At 75.0% G+C, this 17,095-nt stretch carries 15 protein-coding genes; 7 read left to right on the top strand and 8 right to left on the bottom strand.

The features are described 5' to 3' along the window. Positions 1-257 precede the first annotated feature (257 nt). The 5 genes from BN3788_RS10850 to BN3788_RS10870 all read left to right on the top strand — a co-directional run bounded on the left by BN3788_RS10850 (position 258) and on the right by BN3788_RS10870 (position 5,826). Positions 258-1,583 (top strand): bifunctional o-acetylhomoserine/o-acetylserine sulfhydrylase, encoded by a 1,326-nt coding sequence (locus BN3788_RS10850; protein ID WP_066585659.1) that lies wholly within the window; start codon positions 258-260, stop codon positions 1,581-1,583. Positions 1,584-1,698: 115 nt separating this feature from the next. Then, positions 1,699-2,940 (top strand): homoserine O-acetyltransferase MetX, encoded by a 1,242-nt coding sequence (gene metX, locus BN3788_RS10855; protein WP_082812808.1) that lies wholly within the window; start codon positions 1,699-1,701, stop codon positions 2,938-2,940. A gap of 77 nt (positions 2,941-3,017) precedes the next feature. Next, the gene (locus BN3788_RS10860; protein WP_066585662.1) at positions 3,018-3,791 is read left to right on the top strand and encodes a maleylpyruvate isomerase N-terminal domain-containing protein; all 774 of its coding nucleotides are present in this window, start codon (positions 3,018-3,020) and stop codon (positions 3,789-3,791) included. Between the two features lie 62 nt (positions 3,792-3,853). After that, positions 3,854-4,816 (top strand): zinc-binding dehydrogenase, encoded by a 963-nt coding sequence (locus BN3788_RS10865; RefSeq protein ID WP_066585665.1) that lies wholly within the window; start codon positions 3,854-3,856, stop codon positions 4,814-4,816. 65 nt (positions 4,817-4,881) lie between these two features. Then, positions 4,882-5,826 (top strand): alpha/beta hydrolase, encoded by a 945-nt coding sequence (locus BN3788_RS10870; RefSeq protein ID WP_315969757.1) that lies wholly within the window; start codon positions 4,882-4,884, stop codon positions 5,824-5,826. Between the two features lie 13 nt (positions 5,827-5,839). On the opposite strand, the gene BN3788_RS10875 is transcribed toward BN3788_RS10870, so the two are convergent. Then, complete coding sequence (locus tag BN3788_RS10875) at positions 5,840-7,456, bottom strand: hypothetical protein (RefSeq protein ID WP_066585672.1); 1,617 nt, start codon at positions 7,454-7,456, stop codon at positions 5,840-5,842. 278 nt (positions 7,457-7,734) lie between these two features. Beyond that, positions 7,735-10,650, bottom strand: coding sequence for an FAD-binding and (Fe-S)-binding domain-containing protein (locus BN3788_RS10880; RefSeq protein ID WP_187138376.1), 2,916 nt, complete (start codon positions 10,648-10,650; stop codon positions 7,735-7,737). 134 nt (positions 10,651-10,784) lie between these two features. Here BN3788_RS10880 and BN3788_RS10885 point away from each other — a divergent pair, with 134 nt between their 5' ends. Next, positions 10,785-11,339 (top strand): DUF3806 domain-containing protein, encoded by a 555-nt coding sequence (locus tag BN3788_RS10885; RefSeq protein WP_066585678.1) that lies wholly within the window; start codon positions 10,785-10,787, stop codon positions 11,337-11,339. A gap of 41 nt (positions 11,340-11,380) precedes the next feature. Here BN3788_RS10885 and BN3788_RS10890 read toward each other — a convergent pair whose 3' ends face one another. The 4 genes from BN3788_RS10890 to BN3788_RS10905 are packed head-to-tail and all read right to left on the bottom strand — an operon-like array spanning position 11,381 to position 14,317. Next, complete coding sequence (locus BN3788_RS10890; RefSeq protein WP_066585685.1) at positions 11,381-11,632, bottom strand: FeoC-like transcriptional regulator; 252 nt, start codon at positions 11,630-11,632, stop codon at positions 11,381-11,383. Further along, entirely contained in the window at positions 11,629-13,596 is a 1,968-nt protein-coding gene (feoB, locus tag BN3788_RS10895; protein ID WP_066585688.1) for a ferrous iron transport protein B, read from the bottom strand. The genes BN3788_RS10890 and feoB overlap by 4 nt, the downstream gene beginning before the upstream one ends. After that, positions 13,593-13,820, bottom strand: a complete 228-nt coding sequence (locus BN3788_RS10900; RefSeq protein WP_066585694.1) for a FeoA family protein — start codon at positions 13,818-13,820, stop codon at positions 13,593-13,595. The genes feoB and BN3788_RS10900 overlap by 4 nt, the downstream gene beginning before the upstream one ends. Before the next feature lie 59 nt (positions 13,821-13,879). Then, the gene (locus BN3788_RS10905; protein ID WP_066585696.1) at positions 13,880-14,317 is read right to left on the bottom strand and encodes an OsmC family peroxiredoxin; all 438 of its coding nucleotides are present in this window, start codon (positions 14,315-14,317) and stop codon (positions 13,880-13,882) included. 192 nt (positions 14,318-14,509) lie between these two features. On the opposite strand from BN3788_RS10905, the gene BN3788_RS10910 reads away from it, so the two are divergent. Beyond that, the gene (locus tag BN3788_RS10910) at positions 14,510-15,109 is read left to right on the top strand and encodes a hypothetical protein (RefSeq protein ID WP_066585698.1); all 600 of its coding nucleotides are present in this window, start codon (positions 14,510-14,512) and stop codon (positions 15,107-15,109) included. 22 nt (positions 15,110-15,131) lie between these two features. Here the strand turns inward: BN3788_RS10910 and BN3788_RS10915 are convergent, their stop codons facing one another. Together BN3788_RS10915 and BN3788_RS10920 are read right to left on the bottom strand one after the other, a co-directional pair. After that, positions 15,132-16,211: a 4Fe-4S binding protein gene (locus BN3788_RS10915; RefSeq protein WP_066585700.1), complete on the bottom strand. Its 1,080-nt coding sequence runs from the start codon at positions 16,209-16,211 to the stop codon at positions 15,132-15,134. Then, on the bottom strand, positions 16,208-16,936 hold the full coding sequence (locus tag BN3788_RS10920; RefSeq protein WP_066585706.1) for a TorD/DmsD family molecular chaperone: 729 nt from the start codon (positions 16,934-16,936) through the stop codon (positions 16,208-16,210). The genes BN3788_RS10915 and BN3788_RS10920 overlap by 4 nt, the downstream gene beginning before the upstream one ends. Between the last annotated feature and the right edge of the window lie 159 nt (positions 16,937-17,095).

Consider the following 17,095-nt stretch of genomic DNA (forward strand, 5'->3'; position numbering starts at 1 on the left):
GCGCATGGACACTAGATCTCGCAGTGTGAGACCCGGGTTTCACATCCAGGACAGGCCTCCTAGTCTCGACCCATGTTCTGCCGAATGTGTCGCTGACCAGCGCACGCTCGGCTGTGCCCGCAGCCCGGCCCCCTCTCCTCCTCGCCCACCGGCGACAGGAGCTAGCGGCCGCTGACAGGGCCGCTCCCCGGCACTGAGAGGGCGTGCGCCCCCACGGCGCACGAACTGCGCGCCCGCAGCCCCACGAGGAGCCCCACATGACCGAGCCCGTCAAGAACTGGTCTTTCGAGACCCGCCAGATCCACGCCGGCCAGAGCGCCGACCCCACCACCGGCGCCCGCGCGCTGCCGATCTACCAGACCACGTCCTTCGTGTTCCCCGACGCCGGCGTCGCCGCCGACCGGTTCGCGCTCAAGGACCTGGGCCCCATCTACACCCGCATCGGCAACCCCACCCAGCAGGTCGTCGAGGACCGCCTCGCCTCCCTGGAAGGCGGCGTCGGCGCGCTGCTCGTCGCCTCCGGCCAGGCCGCCGAGACGCTGGCGATCCTCAACATCGCCGAGGCCGGCGACCACGTCGTCGCCAGCCCCAGCCTGTACGGCGGCACGTACAACCTGCTGCACTACACGCTGCCCAAGCTCGGCATCGAGACGACGTTCGTCACCGACCCGCACGACCCGCAGGCCTGGCGTGACGCCGTCCGCCCGAACACCAAGCTGTTCTTCGCCGAGACCATCCCCAACCCGCGCGCCGACGTCCTCGACATCGAGGCCGTCGCCGAGGTCGCACATGCGGCGGGAGTCCCGCTCGTGGTCGACAACACCGTCGCCACGCCGTACCTGGTGCGGCCCATCGAGCACGGCGCGGACGTGGTGGTGCACTCGGCCACCAAGTACCTGGGCGGCCACGGCACGGCGATCGGCGGCGTGATCGTCGACGGCGGCACGTTCGACTACGCCCAGCACCCCGAGCGCTTCCCCAACTACAACACCCCCGACGCGAGCTACCACGGCCTCGTGTACGCCCGTGACCTGGGCGTCGGCAGCGCGTTCGGCGCGAACCTGTCGTTCATCCTCAAGGCGCGCGTGCAGCTGCTGCGCGACCTCGGCGCCGCGATCTCCCCGTTCAACGCGTTCCTCATCGCGCAGGGCATCGAGACGCTGTCGCTGCGCATCGAGCGCCACGTGCAGAACGCCCAGAAGGTCGCCGAGTGGCTCGAGGCGCGCGACGAGGTCCGGGCCGTGCACTACGCGGGCCTGCCCTCCAGCCCGTGGCACGCCCGCGCGCAGAAGTACCTGCCGCGCGGCGCCGGCGCGGTGCTCGCCTTCGAGATCGACGGCGGCGCGGCGGCCGGCCAGGCGTTCGTGTCGGCGCTCGAGCTGCACTCGAACGTCGCGAACATCGGCGACGTGCGCTCGCTCGTGATCCACCCGGCCTCGACGACGCACAGCCAGCTCACCCCCGAGGAGCAGGCGCTCTCCGGCGTCACCCCCGGGCTGGTCCGGCTGTCGGTGGGCCTCGAGGGGATCGACGACATCCTCGCGGACCTCGACGCGGGCTTCCGGGCTGCGAAGGGCGCCTGAGTCCAACGTGCCCGAGCTCCCCACGACAGTCCCGTCGCCCTCCGACTCCTGGGTCGCCTTGACCCGGGAGCCGGCGGGCGACGGCCCTCCCGCCGCCCCCGTACATTGGGACGCCATGTCCACGGAACACACCGCCCGGGTCGCCGCGTCAGGGCGCCCGCACCGGCCCGCGGCGCCCGGCTCCGTGCCGGCGCCAGCGGACCGTCATGGCGCGCCCGTGGCGCCAGCCGCGCCGCCCACCCGGGCGAGCAGCGCCTGGCGGGAGGGCGACGACCCCGGACGGCGCGAGTTCGTCGACGTGGGGCCGCTGGACCTCGAGGGCGGCGGGCGGCTGCCCGGCGTGCGGCTGGCCTATGAGACGTGGGGAACCCTCAACGCCGCCGGGGACAACGCCGTGCTGGTGCTGCACGCGCTGACCGGCGACTCGCACGTCACCGGCGAGCCCGGCCCCGGCCACCCCACTCCCGGCTGGTGGGCGTCGCTGGTGGGCCCCGGCGCGCCGATCGACACCGACCGCTACTTCGTGGTGGCGCCCAACGTGCTGGGCGGTTGCCAGGGCTCCACCGGCCCGTCCTCCATCGCGCCGGACGGCCGCCCATGGGGCAGCCGGTTCCCGCACGTCACCGTGCGGGACCAGGTCGCCGCCGAGATCGGCCTCGCCGACGCGCTCGGCATCGAGTCGTGGGCGCTGGTCATCGGCGCGTCGATGGGCGGGCAGCGCGTGCTCGAATGGGCTGCCACGGCGCCCGAGCGCGTGCGCGGCCTCGCGGCCATCGCGACGGCCGCGCAGACGTCGGGCGACCAGATCGCGAGCTTCCACACCCAGCTCGCAGCGGTCCAGGCCGATCCGCGGTTCGCGGGCGGGGACTACTACGACGCCCCCGACGGCGAGGGCCCGCACGTCGGGCTCGGCATCGCGCGGCAGATCGCCCACCAGACGTACCGGTCCGCGCTCGAGCTCGACGAGCGGTTCGGGCGCATCCCGCAGGGTGGGGAGAACCCGTTCGAGGGCGGGCGGTTCGCCGTGCAGTCCTACCTCGACCACCACGGCGACAAGCTCGCCCGGCGGTTCGACGCCAACACCTACGTGGTGCTCACCCGCACGATGATCACGCACGACCTGGGCCGCGACAGGGGCGGCGTCGACGCCGCGCTCGCGACGATCACCGCGAAGGCGCTGGTCGTGGCGGTGGACTCCGACCGGCTCTTCCTCCCCGCCCAGTCCGAGCGGATCGCCGCCGGGATCCCGGGCGCCGGGCCGGTGCGCACCATCCACTCCGACTTCGGGCACGACGGGTTCCTCATCGAGGCCGAGCAGCTCGGCGCCATCGTCACGGAGTTCCTGGCCGAGGTCTGAACTGCCCGCACGCGCATCCCGGCATGGCTGCCCCGCACCCCTGTGCCGGGGTGGCGGCCGTGCGCAAGGATGTGCGGATGACCAGCATCCCGGCGCCGCCGTCCCCCGAGCTCGCCGCCGCCACCGAGGCCCTGAGGGCCCAGTGGGCGACCCTGCGGCCGTGGATCGGCGCCCAGGTCGACGCGCGCACCGGCGCGGAGCCGAGCATCCTCGAGGGCTGGACGGTGGCGCACCTCGTCGCCCATGTCGGCCGGGCGCTCAATGCCCTCACCGCGCTGGAGCCCGCGCCGGAGGGCACCGTCCCCCTGGCGCTCGGCGAGTACGTGGCCGGGTACGCGGACGGCGCCGAGGCCATCGCCCAGGGCACCCGCGACCTCGCCGAGACGCTCTCCCCCGACCTGCTGGCCGGAGTCGACGCCCTGGCAGCCGAGGCGTTCGACCACCTCCGCACGCTCGGCACGGTGGACCGCGTCGTCATCGCCCGCCGCGGCCCCATCCGGCTCGGCGACATGGTGACCTCCCGGGTGATCGAGCTCGTCGTGCACGCGGACGACCTGCAGCGCTCGGTGGACCGGGCGCGCACCAGCCCGAGCGGGGCCGAGCTGCTCGAGCGCGGCGCCCCCGGCCCCGGCCCGATCCACGCCGGCGCCCTCGAGCTCGTGTCGCAGGCGCTGCTCGACGTGCTGGTGGCGCGCGGGGGCTGGAGCGTGGAGGTCGTCGACCCGATCACCTGGGTGCGGCTCGCCGCCGGTCGCACGCACTACGACGTCGACACGTTGGCCGCCGCCCTGCAGGCGCCCTACACGTCGGACGCGGTCCCCGACCTCGGACGGGTGCTCCCTCTGTTCTGAGTGACCGCGCCGCGGCTGTCCTGAGCGGCCACCGCGACGCTACTGCGGGGTACGGTGCACAGATGCTCGCCGCGTATGCCGCCCGGACCAGCCCCGACGATCCCCTGAGCGCCCTCGAGATCGGGGACCGCCCCGAGCCGGTGGAGCGCGAGCACTGGACCACCGTGGACGTCCGCGCCGCCAGCCTCAACCACCACGACCTGTGGTCGCTGCGCGGTGTCGGCCTGCGCGGCGACCGGCTGCCCATGATCCTGGGCACCGACGCCGCTGGGGTCACGCCCGACGGCCGCGAAGTCGTGGTGCACTCGGTGATCGGCGGCGCCAGCGGCCACGGCGTGGGACCCGACGAGCCCCGCAGCCTGCTCTCCGAGCGGCACCCCGGAACCCTCGCCGAGCAGGTGTCCGTCCCCACGTGGAACCTCGTCGACAAGCCCGCCGGGCTGTCCTTCGTCGAGGCCGCTTGCGTGCCGACCGCCTGGCTGACCGCCTACCGCATGCTGTTCAGCAGCGGCCGCGCCACCCCCGGCCAGCGGGTGCTGGTGCAGGGCGCCGGGGGCGGGGTCGCCACCGCGGCGGTGCTGCTCGGCGCGGCCTCGGGCCTCGAGGTGTGGGTCACCAGCCGCGACGCGGGCCGCCGGGCCCGCGCCCTCGAGCTCGGCGCCGCCGGGGCCGTGGCGCCGGGCGAGCGCCTGCCCGGCAAGGTCGACCTGGTGCTGGAGACCGTCGGCGCCGCGACCTGGGCGCACTCCGTCAGCTCGCTGCGCCCCGGCGGCACGGTGGTGGTCGCCGGGGCCACCTCCGGAGACCCCGACGCGGCCCAGCTCCAGCGCATCTTCTTCCTCGAGCTCTCGGTGATCGGCGTGACCATGGGATCGCGCGACGACCTCGTGCACCTGCTCGCATTGCTCGGCCGCACGGGCCTGCGCCCGCTGGTCGACGCGACCTATCCCCTCGCGCAGGCGCACGCTGGGCTGAGGCGCCTGCACGAGGGCGCGCAGTTCGGCAAGGTCGTCCTCGAGGTCTGACAGGGCGGGAGCGCGTCGTCAGCACGACGGAGAGGAGAGTCATGGCCGGTCGGTGGAGTCCCGACGTGCTCGGACCCGACTACCGCGCCCGGACCCTCCCCCTCGACCCCGACGACGAGGGCGAGGTCGTCGCCACCCGGGTGCGCTATGCCCCGCCGAGCCCGGAGGCCCTGCGCCCCTCCCGCGGCGTGCTGTACGTGCACGGGTGGTCCGACTACTTCTTCCAGACCGAGCTCGCGGAGTTCTGGCACCGGCACGGCGCCGCCTTCTACGCCCTCGACCTGCGCAAGTACGGCCGCAGCCTGCGCCCCCACCAGACCCCCGGCTACGTCGACGACCTGCGAACGTACGACGAGGAGATCGAGGCCGCGATCGAGCAGATCCGCCGTGACCTCGGCGCCCGCTCGCGCCTGCTGATGATGGGCCATTCCACCGGCGGCCTCGTGTCCGTGCTGTGGGCGGACCGGCACCCCGGCGAGGTCGACTCGATCGTGCTCAACAGCCCGTGGCTGGAGCTCCAGGGCTCCGCAGTGCTGCGCCACGTCAGCACCCCGGCGATCCATCAGCTCGCCCGGTTCTCCCCCCGTGCCGCGCTGCCGAATATCGACCCCGGCTACTACGCCCGCACGCTGCGCGCAGCCGACGGGGGCGAGTGGGAGTACGACGATCGGTGGCGCCCCGTGCCGGCCTTCCCGGTCCGGGCAGGGTGGCTGCGCGCGATCATGGACGGCCACGCGCAGGTGGCCCGCGGCCTCGACATCCAGGCGCCGATCCTCATGGCGGCGTCCAGCCGGTCCGCCATCAGTCCGCGATGGAGCGAGGCGATGCGCGCCTCAGACTCCGTGCTCGACGTCGAACTGCTCGCCCGGCGGGCCGTGCAACTCGGGTCGGTCGTGACGATCGCGCGGATCCCGGGCGGGCTGCACGACCTGACCCTGTCCAGGCCGCCGGTGCGCGCCCGGTTCTACGCGGAGACCAGCCGATGGCTCTCCGCCTACGGCTGGGGCTGACCGGGCCCGTCGATCAGAAGGCGCCGGTGGCCTCGAGGAGCATCGGGCCGCCGTCGCCGAGCCGCCACGCGCGCCACCCGTCGACGACGCCCTCGACGTCCGCGGCCGCTGCGGCGGCCTCGTCGGGGTCGGCGTGCAGCCGCCCACCGGGCAGCTCGATCAGGCCGTCGAGGCGGAGCGTCGCGACGAGCCGCTGGCCTCGCCGCGCACGGAACCACCCCAGCGTGACGTCGGGGCCCCGGGCGCCCGCCAGCGCGGCCAGCGCGGGATGCGGTCGGTGGGCGGGCTGCGCCGAGGCGCCGCTCCACGGGAGCAGGTCCGCCGGCGGGGGCACGGGCGAGGCCGACCGGGGGGCCGCGGGCGCGACAGCGGCCCAGGCGGCTGCCTCCGGCGCTGCGCCCTCGGTGCGGCCCGGCGTCGAGACCGGCGTGGAGCCGCTCCCCGAGTCGGCTGCGGAGCGCTGCCTGACCAGGGACGTCGCGGCAGTGGCCGGCCGCGACACGGCGGTCGGCGAGTCATCTGCGGGCCTGACGGCGGCCCAATCGGGAGCCACGCGCTGCATACCGGTCGGGGCCAGGTCCGGCCACTCGGCGGCGGGGTCGCGACGCCTGAGGGCGGGCCGCTGCGGCGCGACGTCGAGGAGGCCGGTGACGGGGTGGGCGCCGGTGTTCGGGCGGGCGGGCTCCCAGCGGTCCACCGACGGACGGGTGCGCCCCCGGTCGTCGTCGAAGTCGTCCATCAGCCCGGCGGGCAGCACGATGGTCTCGTCGATCCGGGCGCTGGCCGGCGTGGGCCGGGCAGGGGTCGGGTAGGCGACCTCGGTGCGTCGCCCGGACTCCGGGCGGCGGGGCTCGGCGAGGTACGGCTCGGGCGCGGGCACATCTGCCGAGGCGATCGGCGCAGGCGTCAGTGGCGTCTGCGTCGTGGGCGGCCGCGTCATCGCCGGCTGCGGCACAGGCGGCTGCGGCACGGGCGGCTGCGTCATCGGAGCGGGCGCCGGCTCCGGCACGGTGGCCTGGGCGGCGGTGCGGACTGACGGCAGCGCCGTGGGCTCGACGGCCCGGCGCGCCGTGGTCCCGTCATGCGACCACGCGGAGACCTGGACGAAACGGCGTCCGTCGGCGCCCTGCACCACACCGGTCTGGAGCACCTCGACGTGCCGTCCCGTCGAGCGCAGGAACGCCACCGCGTCACCGACCTCGGGCGCCACCTCTGCGCACACGACGACGAGCCGGACGGCGCCATCCGTGGCGGCGCCCCGCATCGGGACGCGCTCTCGGAAAGCCGCGAGGTCCGCGTCGAGCGCGCTGCGCCCGCCGTCGTAGGCGCGCAGCACCTCGCCCCGGGTCCGGGTGGCGGCGGTGCCCGCGTGGTTCAGCGCGCGGACGAGCGCCGGGCCGTCCAGCACGGGCACGGTCTCAACCACGACGGGCCGTCCGGCGGCGTCGAGCGCGAGGAGCTGGGCGCCCTCGGGCGCGGTGCGGGTGGTGACCGGGAAGAGCTCCTCCCCGATCAGCGCGGTCAGGTGCTCGGTGACCAGTGCGGACGTGTCCGGCGCGAAGGTGCCGGCAGCGGGCTGCATCGGCTGGACGAGGAGGGGGCGTCCCTCGTCGAGCTCGAAGATTGGCATCTGCTCCTGCTTCCTTGGCGCGGCGGCGGGCTCAGCGTGCGGTCGTCCTCATCTGACGCCGGCCGAGAACCCTGCGGCACGGGCAGTCTGGCACGTCAGGGCGATCCGGTCGGGCGGCGGTCGCCCGCATGGCCGAACCTGCACAGGACGTCCACTGGACGTGCGTTCAGGGTAGTCGGGGCATCGATGCCGTGCCCCACCCGCAGGCTGCCCCGGCGAGTCGCCCGAGGCGAGGGTCGCCCGAGGTGCGCGCGGACGCGTCGGCGCCAGTCCCCCGATCAGGTGGCTCGGGCAGGCAGGTGCGCGGCCAGCAGCTCGGCCAGGTGGACGCCCTGGACGTCGGCGAGCTGGTCGGCCTGGGTGCGGCAGGAGAACCCGTCCGCGAGGAACACGTCCTGCGGCCCGGCCTCGCGCAGCGCGGGCAGCAGCTCATGCTCGGCCACCGCGACGGACACGTCGTAGTGGCCCTTCTCCATGCCGAAGTTCCCGGCCAGGCCGCAGCAGCCCGCGAGCGTGCGGAACTTCGCGCCGGCCTGGGTGAGCAGTGTGCGGTCGGCCGTGTATGTCATCACCGAGTGGTGGTGGCAGTGCGGCTGCACCACTGCCGTCACCTCGGACAGGTCAGGCAGCGTCCAGCCGGACTCGGGCTCGGGCGCGGGGCCGATGGGCGCCGGCGCCATGAGCAGCTCGGCGAGGGTGTGCGTCTGGCGGGACACGGCCACCGCGCGCGGGTCGTCGGGCAGCAGGTCTAGCAGGTCGGAGCGCAGCACCGCCGTGCACGACGGCTCCAGCCCGACGATCGGGATGCCGTTGACGGCGTACGGGCCGAGCACGCCCAGCAGCTCGGTGAGCTTCTTGCGGGCCGCGGGGAGCTGGCCCGTGGTGATCCAGGTGAGCCCGCAGCACGCCTCCGCCTCGGGCACGAGCACGTCGTAGCCGGCGGCGCGCAGCACCCGGACGGCGGCCTGCGGCACCGACGGGGACAGCGAGTCGCTGAACGAGTCGGTCCACAGCAGCACCTTCGGGCGCGGCGAGCCCGTGTCCCGCCGATCACTCGTCTTCCGCTGCTCCCGGCGCCACCACGTGCGGAACGGGGTCGGGGCGAACGTCACCATGCTGCGGCGGGTGTCCATGCCCCCGGCCCCCAGCACGACCTTGGCGAGCGGGCGCCAGCTCAGCGCGGCATTGGCGACCTGCGCCAGGCCCGGCACGCTCGTCACCAGGCGGATCCAGCGCGGCAGCCAGCCGAGCAGGTAGTGCGTCACGGGCCGCAGCCGCCGGTGGTACTTGCGGAACAGCACCTCCGACTTGTACTGCGCCATGTCCACGCCCGCCGGGCAGTCCGACGAGCACGCCTTGCAGCTCAGGCACAGGTCGAGGGACTGCTCCACCTCCGGGGCCGACCAGCCTCGGGTGATGAGCGTGCCGTTGGCCATCTCCTGGAGCACCCGGGCGCGACCGCGCGTCGAGTCCTTCTCGTCGCGGGTGGCCAGGTAGGACGGGCACATGAAGCCACCCGACGCGGTGGTGTCCGCCCGGCACTTGCCGACGCCCACGCACCGGTGCACCGCCGTGGTCATGTCCCCCGCGTCGTGCTCGAACGAGAAGCCGCCCTCGCGGCCGCGCAGTGCCGGCAGCGGGTGGGCAGCGGGCCGGCGCAGGTCGGCGTCGAGCGGGCGGGGACTCACCAGGACGCCCGGGTTGAGCAGGTCGCGCGGGTCGAACAGGGCCTTCATGGCGCCGAACGCCTCGATCGCGCGCGGCGAGTACATGACGGGCAGCAGCTCGCTGCGGGCGCGGCCGTCGCCGTGCTCCCCCGACAGCGACCCGCCGTGGGCGGCCACGAGATGCGCGGCGTCGGTCATGAACGCGCGCAGCGGGTCGCCGGAGCGCTCAAGCGGCACGTCGAGCCGCAGGTGCACGCAGCCATCGCCGAAGTGCCCGTAGGCGAGCCCGTCCACGCCGTGCGACGCCATCAGCGCCTCGAGCTCGCGCAGGTACGCGCCGAGCCGGGCGGGCGGCACCGCGGAGTCCTCGAAGCCGGGCCATGCCTGCTCGCCGGCGGGGGTGCGGCCGCCGAGACCGGCGCCGTCCTCGCGGATCCGCCACATCGCGGCGGCCTCGGGTCCCGGCGGGTAGACCTGCACCGCGTCGGTGGCGGCGTCGGCCGCGAGCGCCCGGGCGTTGTCCATCGCCACGTCGAGCGTCGGCCCGCCCACCTCCACCATGAGCCAGCCGCCGCCCGTGGGCAGGTGCGGCACGGCACTGGCCCCCCGGACGCGGCGGACGACGTCGACCAGCCGGGCGTCCATCCCCTCGATGGCCAGCGGCTGGTGTGCCAGCAGCGCCGGAACGGCGTCGGCGGCGGTCGGCATGTCCGGGTAGCCGAGGACGACCAGCACCGGGGCGGCGGGGACGGGCACCAGGTTGACCGTGGCGCCGAGGATCGTCACGAGGGTGCCCTCGCTGCCGACCAGGGCCTTCGCCAGGTCCGCGCCGCGCTCGGGCAGCAGGTGCTCCAACGAGTACCCGGACACCTGGCGGCCGAACCGGCCGAGCTCCGTGCGCAGCGTCTCCAGCTCGCGGCGCACCAGCTCGTCGAGGCCGGGCACCGGGTCCAGCCCCTTCCCCGCGGTGAGCCGGCGCCCCAGGCCGTCCACCACGTCGAGCTCGAGCACGTTGTCGGCGGTGCGGCCGAACGCCACGGCGCGGGGGCCGCACGCGTTGTTGCCGATCATCCCGCCGAGCGTCGCGCGGGCCTGCGTGGACGGGTCCGGCCCGAACCGCAGCCCGAACGGCGCCGCCTGCTTCTGCAGATCCGCCATGATCACGCCCGGCTCGATGCGCGCCGTCCGCGCCTCCGGGTCGATCTCCAGCACCTGGTTCACGTGGCGCGAGAAGTCGATGACGATGCCCGGGCCCACCGCGTTGCCGGCGACGGACGTGCCGCCGCCGCGCGACGTGATCGGCGCCCCGGCCTCGCGGGCCACCTCGAGGGTCGCGAGCACGTCGTCCACGTCCCGCGGGAACACCACGACCTGGGGTGGCACCCGGTAGTTGGACGCGTCCGTGGAGTACTCGGCACGGCGGCGGGTGGAGTCGTCCACCGACCCCCGCACCACCGCGCGCAACGCGTGCACGAGGTCGGTGGCGGGCTGGTGCTCAGGGGGCGTGGGGGCCGTCACGATCGACACGACGGCAGTCTCCCACCGTCGGCTCGCGCGCAGGCCCGGCGGGTCGGCCCTCGGACGGCCGGGCACGGCCCGAGGGCCGAGGTTCCCCCCCCAGGGTGATCGCCCCGGAGGCCCGCCATGCCGATGACCCCCACATGACGGTGACCGCACGGCACGCACGCGACCGGCGCGCGCCGCTCATCCCGTCTCCCCGCACCGCCGCGGGGCGTGCGACCCCCGACGCGCGCCCCGCGGTTCGCCCGCTCGACCCCGCCGACCTGCACTGGATGCAGGAGTGCCGCCGCCACCTGCACGGCCCCGGCGCGGACCTCGACGACGTGGACCAGCTCAGCGCGGTGTTCGACACCTACGCCGCCGCGTGGCACGCCACCGATCCGGCGTTGCGCTGGGACCCGAGGCCGACCACCACCGCCGCCGCGATCGCCGTGGGTGACCTGGTGATCCGCCAGGCCGCGGGCGCGCACTGGGTCGTGATGGTCGACACCCACACGCTCGCGTTGGCCCATCCGGCCACGACAACGCTCGAGCTGCCGCTCCAGGCGGTGTCCGCCGCCTGGGCCGCCGGGCGTCCCGGGGCGCTCCCCGAGCTGGTGGAGGACCTCGTCGAGCGGACCCTGCGGCGCGCCGGGGCGCTGCACGAGCCCGCGCGCCTGTCCGGCGCCCTGCGGCTCCTGAGCCTGCGCCGCTGAGCTGTCGCCCGCGGCGCCGCCCGCCCGCTGAGCCGCCCGCCCTACCGCGCCTGCGCGATCGGGCCCCCCGCGCAGCCAGAGGGCACCGTGGTTCGGGCCTGCTCGTCACCCGTCGGGCAGCCACCGCCGCACTGCTGGCTGAGCACGTCATGCGCCCGGTGCACCACACCGAGCCGCGCCCAGTGGTCCACCATCGCCTCCGCGAGGCCGGGATCGATGCCGAGCCGGCGGGCGATGCCGTCGCTCGTGGCGCCGGTGCGAGCCTCCCGCAGCACGTCCGCGAGCACGCTCATAGCAGCCTGCCCACCTGGAACACCGCCACCGCCAGTCCCCACGCCACAGCGAGCTGCACGACCATCGCGCCCACCGTCCACCGGGCGCCGAACAGCCGCTTCTGCTCGGCGAGGGTCGCGACGCACGGCGTGTACGCGAGGACGAAGACCATGAACGCCGCCGCGGCCGCCGCCGCGTGGCCGCCCGAGGTCTCCTCGAAGGTGGCACGCATCTGCGCGCCCAGGTCGCCGGCCTGGGTGGGGTCGGAGGGCTCCTCGACCGCGTAGGTCTGCGCGAACGAGCCGACCACGACCTCCTTGGCGACGAACCCGGTGACCAGCGCGGCAGCGGAGTGCCACTCGCCGAAGCCCGCGGGCGCCAGCGCCGGCGCGATGGCCTGCGCCGTGCTGCCGTAGAGGCTGTCCTGCACGGGCACGTCGCCCACCGCGTGGCCGCCCGTCACCGGGATCGCGAGCAGCACCCACACCACCGCAAGCGTCACCATGATGACGCGGCCCGCCTTGGACACGAACCCCCGGGTGCGCAGCCACGCCGAGAGCAGCAGCGCCCGCACGCGGGGCCGCTGGTAGGCGGGCAGCACGAGCACGAACGGCTCCTGCTTCAGGTCTCGGAAGGCCGTGCGGCGCAGCGCGAGGCCGCCCAGCACGATCAGCGCGACGGAGGCCACGTACATCAGGAAGATCGCGGTGCCCGCGTTCTCCGGGAAGAAGATGCTCGCCAGCAGCAGGTACACGGTCAGCCGCGCGGTGCAGGACGCGTAGGGCACCAACAGCCCGGTGAGCAGCCGCTGCCGCGCATGCGGGAGGGTGCGCGTGGCGGCCAGCGCCGGCAGGTTGCAGCCGAAGCCGACGACCAGCGGCAGCACCGCGCGCCCGTCGAGCCCGAGGGCGCGCATCGCGCGGTCCGCCACGAAGGCGGCCCGGGCCAAGTAGCCGCAGTCCTCCAGCAGCGCGATGGCGAGGAACATGACGGCCATCAGCGGGGCGAAGGACAGCACCGTGCCGACGCCGGCGAGCAGCCCGTCCACGACGAAGCCCTGCAACCAGGCCGGGCCGGGGACGAGGAACCGCGCGACGTCCGACATCGGGCCCGCCACGAAGTTCGCGACGGCGTCCATCAGCGGCGCCGCCAACGACGTCGCGAGCTGGAACAGCAGCCAGGCGACGGCCAGGAACACCGGGATGCCCACCCACGGGCGCAGCAGCACGGCGTCCACGCGGTCCGAGGCTGTGCGGGCCTGCGGCTCGGGCGCGGCGAGCTGGTGGGTGACGTCGTCGACCCAGCCGAAGAGCGCCTCGGCCCGCGCGAGCCCCGCGGCGACATCGGCGCCCTCGCTGTCGTCCGCCACCGGCTCGATGCCGCGGACCGTGCCGGGCGCCGTCAGCGCGGCCTCCACGGTCCGGGTGAGCGCGGTGACGCCGGCGCCGGTGCGCGGGTCCACCGCGACGACGGGCACGCCGAGCACCTCCGACAGCCGGTCCGCGTCGACGGGGATGCCCCGCGAGGCGGCCACGTCCGTCATGGTGAGCGCGACCACGAGCGGGCAGCCCTTCTGGGCGACCTGGGCCAGCAAGTACAGCGAGCGCCCCAGCGCCGCGGCCTCCACGAGGACGACGGCCAGATCGGGCTTCCCGAGCGGGCTGGTGCCGGCGACAGCCTCCGCAGCGACCCGCTCATCGGGCGAACGCGCCAGCAGGCTGTACGTGCCGGGCAGGTCGATGAGCCGCACGGGGGCGCCAGCGCGGGCCTGGCGCCAGGCGCCGACCTGCAACTCCACAGTGGTGCCCGGGGCGTTCGTGACCTGCTGACGGGCGCCCGTCAACGAGTTGAACAGCGTGGACTTGCCGACATTCGGATTGCCGACGAGGAGCACGGACAGCGGCTCGCGCACCTCCGCGCGGGCGCCGCGGCGCGACGACACGGCCCCGAGGGAGTCCTCGGAGCCGGCGCCGTGGCAGCTCACGGACGCACCGGCTCGATGCGGATGCGGGCCGCTGTCTGCCCGTCCACAGCGAACCGCTGCGCGCCGATGGCCACCACCCGGCCACCGAAGGCGGCGCGCTGGGTGACGCGCACGACGGCGCCGACCCGGAGGCCCAGCTCGCTCATGCGCAGACGCATCGACTGCTCGGCATCGAGGTCGACCACCCGGGCGCACGCGTCCACCGGAGACTGGGCGAGGTTCATGCGCGCCACGCTACGACTGAGGCAAGGCTGTCCTCAGGGACCGAAGTCCCCCTCGCGGCTCAGGCGAGTGCGGCGTCGAGAGTGATCTGGGTGCCGGTCAGGGCCTTCGACACGGGGCACGTGGTCGAGGCGAGCTCGGCCGCCGCGATGAACTGGTCGTTGTCGAGCCCGTCGACAGTTCCTCGGACGGTGAGCTTGACCTCCGCGATGCGGAACCCGCCCTCCGGGTCGGGGCGCAGCGTGGCGTCCGCTGTCACGTCGAAGGACTTCGGCGTGCCGCCGGCCTCCGCCACCACCGCCGAGAGCTGCATCGCGAAGCAGGACGAGTGCGCCGCCGCGATGAGCTCCTCCGGGCTCGTGACCCCGCCCGCGTCGTCGGCGGCACGACGGGGGAACGAGACGTCGAACGAGCCGACGCCCGAGCTGGCCAGGCTGACAGTGCCGGCGCCCTCGTTGAGCGTGCCCTGCCAGGCCGTGCGCGCTGTGCGGGTTGCCATGTGATCTCCTCAGTCGACGCCTCTGGGACCGATCGGCCCCGCCGACACGGTAGGTCGGAACGTCCCAGTCGGCGACGTGAGGCTGGAAGCCGGCCCCGGCCGAAGGTCACGCGGGACGCCCCCGGACGAGGCCTAGCCTCGGGTGGACGACCCAGGAACCGACCGGCGCAGCCCCGCCGACCAGGAGCATTCGTGACGAACCCCGGATTCACCGCGCAGGTCGCGCTCGTCGCCCTGCAGCGCGCCGCCGCATGGGACGCCCTCGCCGACGTGCTCGACGAGCCGACGCCCGAGGTGGTCGAGCGGCTCCGCTCAGGAGAGCTCGTCGAGACGTGGCGGACCGGCGTGGCCTGGCTCGGCGCGGACGCGACGACCGTCGGCTCACCGCTGCTCAGCCTCGACGTGTTCGTGCGCGGGGCGGCGCGCAGGACCGCCGAGGACGACCTCGCGATGCTCACCGCCGAGCACCACCTGCTCGTCGGCCCGGACCTTCCTGCGGTGCTGCGCCTGCATGACGTCGCCGAGCTGTGCCGGGACGAGTCGCGGGCGTGGGCCGAGGGCGACCTCGATGCCGGCAAGGCCCTGCGCGCCGGGCAGCGCGCGTTCCTCGACGCGCACCTCGTCGATGTGCTGCCCGAGGTCGGCAGGCGCCTCGTGCAGGACTCCCGCAGGGAGCTGTGGCGGGCGCTCGGGCGGCTCCTCCTCGCGTTCCTGTCCGCGGAGTCGGGCCGCGACTACCAGCGCTCGGTGCTCGGCGAGTCGGACCGACGCCGGATCGACTCGGCAGGCTGACCGGCGGGCAAGCCCGCGACGGTCACCTCGTGGGGACGGCCATGCCCGGGGGCAGCGTGGAGCCGAACGGGTTCTTGCGGCGGTAGCTGCACACCTGGCACCAGCGCTCCCCGCTCGTGGTCGGGAACTGCGTGCCGCACCGGGTGCACGTCGCGGTGCTGATCGTCGCGACGCCGCGCGTGGAGTCCGTGAGCAGCTCGGACCAGCGCCACTGCCCCGCGACGGTCAGCACATCCGCCGGGCACAGGTCGACACAGCGTTGGCAGCCGTCGCAGGCGGACGGGTTCTGCAGCAGCGTGCTGATCGCGACGGCCCCGCCGCCGTTGTGCTGCAGGGTGAGGGCCTGCGTGGGGCAGGCCTGGACGCACACGCCGCAGGCGGTGCAGCCCGACGCGGACAGCGCCACGGCAGGGCTGTTGACGTCCTCGAGGCCGTCGCGGGGGGGCCGCGCTGGCGGCGGGGCCTCGGCTGGCGCGGCGGCCACCGGCGCGGGGATCGCGGCGGCCATCGGCGCGGGGATCGCGGCGGCCATCGGCGCGGGGATCGCCGACTCGGCGACGGCGACGGCGACGCCGGGGCCCGCCAGGGCGCGCACGGCAGCGGTCAGGCGCACCTGCGGCGCGGCCTCCATGTCCGGCAGCGCGCGGGACACGTCGACGCCCAGCCCGAGCAGCCGACGACGCGGCACGGGCAGGTGGGCGCCATCGAGCACGGGCCGGCGTTGGGCGCGCCGACCCCGCCCGCCGCGGCCCTTCGTGTCGACCGGGGCGGAGGGGTCCACGGCGGGCTCGCCGCCCTCGACCCGCAGGCGGTCGACCCCCGCCGCCTGCAGCACGCGGGCGACAGCCTCGACGTTCTGTGCGGACGCGTCCGGGTCGTCGCACCCGTCGAGCCGCACGGTCACTGTGCGGGCCCCGACGAGCAGCAGCTCGGCGAGCTCATGCCAGGGGAGCTTGCTCGCGCACACGGTCAAGCGCACCACCGTGCGGGCCCGGTCCCCACGGGACGGGTCGGGGTGCTCGGCGCACACGAGCTCGAGGTCTGGCTCCTCGGGCTCGTGGCGGAGCCAGACCTGGAGGGCGTGCAGCGGGCCCGCCGTCATGGGACGAGCAGGAACGCCGTCCGTGCGGCGGCGAGGGTCCCGCGACCCAGTCGGGCGACGCCCCGGTAGAACGACGTCGTCGCGCCGTCCACGGCCTGCTCGAAGCAGGTCGGGCCCCAGACGAGCAGGTGCTCGGCGAGGAAGGCGCGCACGGCGACCAGGTGGCGCGCGGCGGAGGCGTCGTCGTGCGCGTCGAGGAGGTCCATGGCGCGGACGCACAGCGTCGACAAGAAGCTCAGCTCGAGCGCGATGTGGTCGTCCGGCTCACGGTTCAGCCGGGGGGCGGCCAGGTCGAACTCGGCGTAGGCGGCCCGCACCTGCATGGTCTCCCGCTCGAAGACCAGGCGCTCCTGGGACCGGTGCACCGACTCGTACGGGGGCGCGATCATCGGCTCAGGGCCGAAGAACAACCGGTTGTAGTCGCGGCGGATGACCTCGACCGACTCGTCGGCCTGTGCGGACGCGCGCAGGAGCTCCACGCCCTCGCGGGTGTCGCCCTCGTCGGGCAGGGGCCAGTCGGCGAGGAGCTCGGCGTCGCGCATGCGCGTGACGAGCTCGGCGTCGGGGGCCGCGACCAGCAGGCCGGACAGCGCCGTGAAAGCCGCCGCGAAGCGGTCGAGCGTCTCGCCGAGCTGCTCGCGATCAGCGAGGAGGAGGTCCACGGGGCCGGCGCCGTTGGGGTCGGGGTCGTGCGTGCCCTGCTGAATGGACTGGTCCGTCGTCATTGCGATGTCTCCTCGTGGCCGGCGGCTCGTGGGGCCGTCCTGACGCCATCCCCATGGTGTCCGAGCCGTTGACAGCGGATGTGGGCCCTTCGCCCCACCACCGGCTGGCAGCGACGCGAATGGCCCGCACCCTGGTGGGGGTGCGGGCCATTCGCCGCG

This window comes from Cellulomonas timonensis (assembly GCF_900046455.1).
GTDB classification, from domain to species: domain Bacteria; phylum Actinomycetota; class Actinomycetes; order Actinomycetales; family Cellulomonadaceae; genus Cellulomonas_A; species Cellulomonas_A timonensis.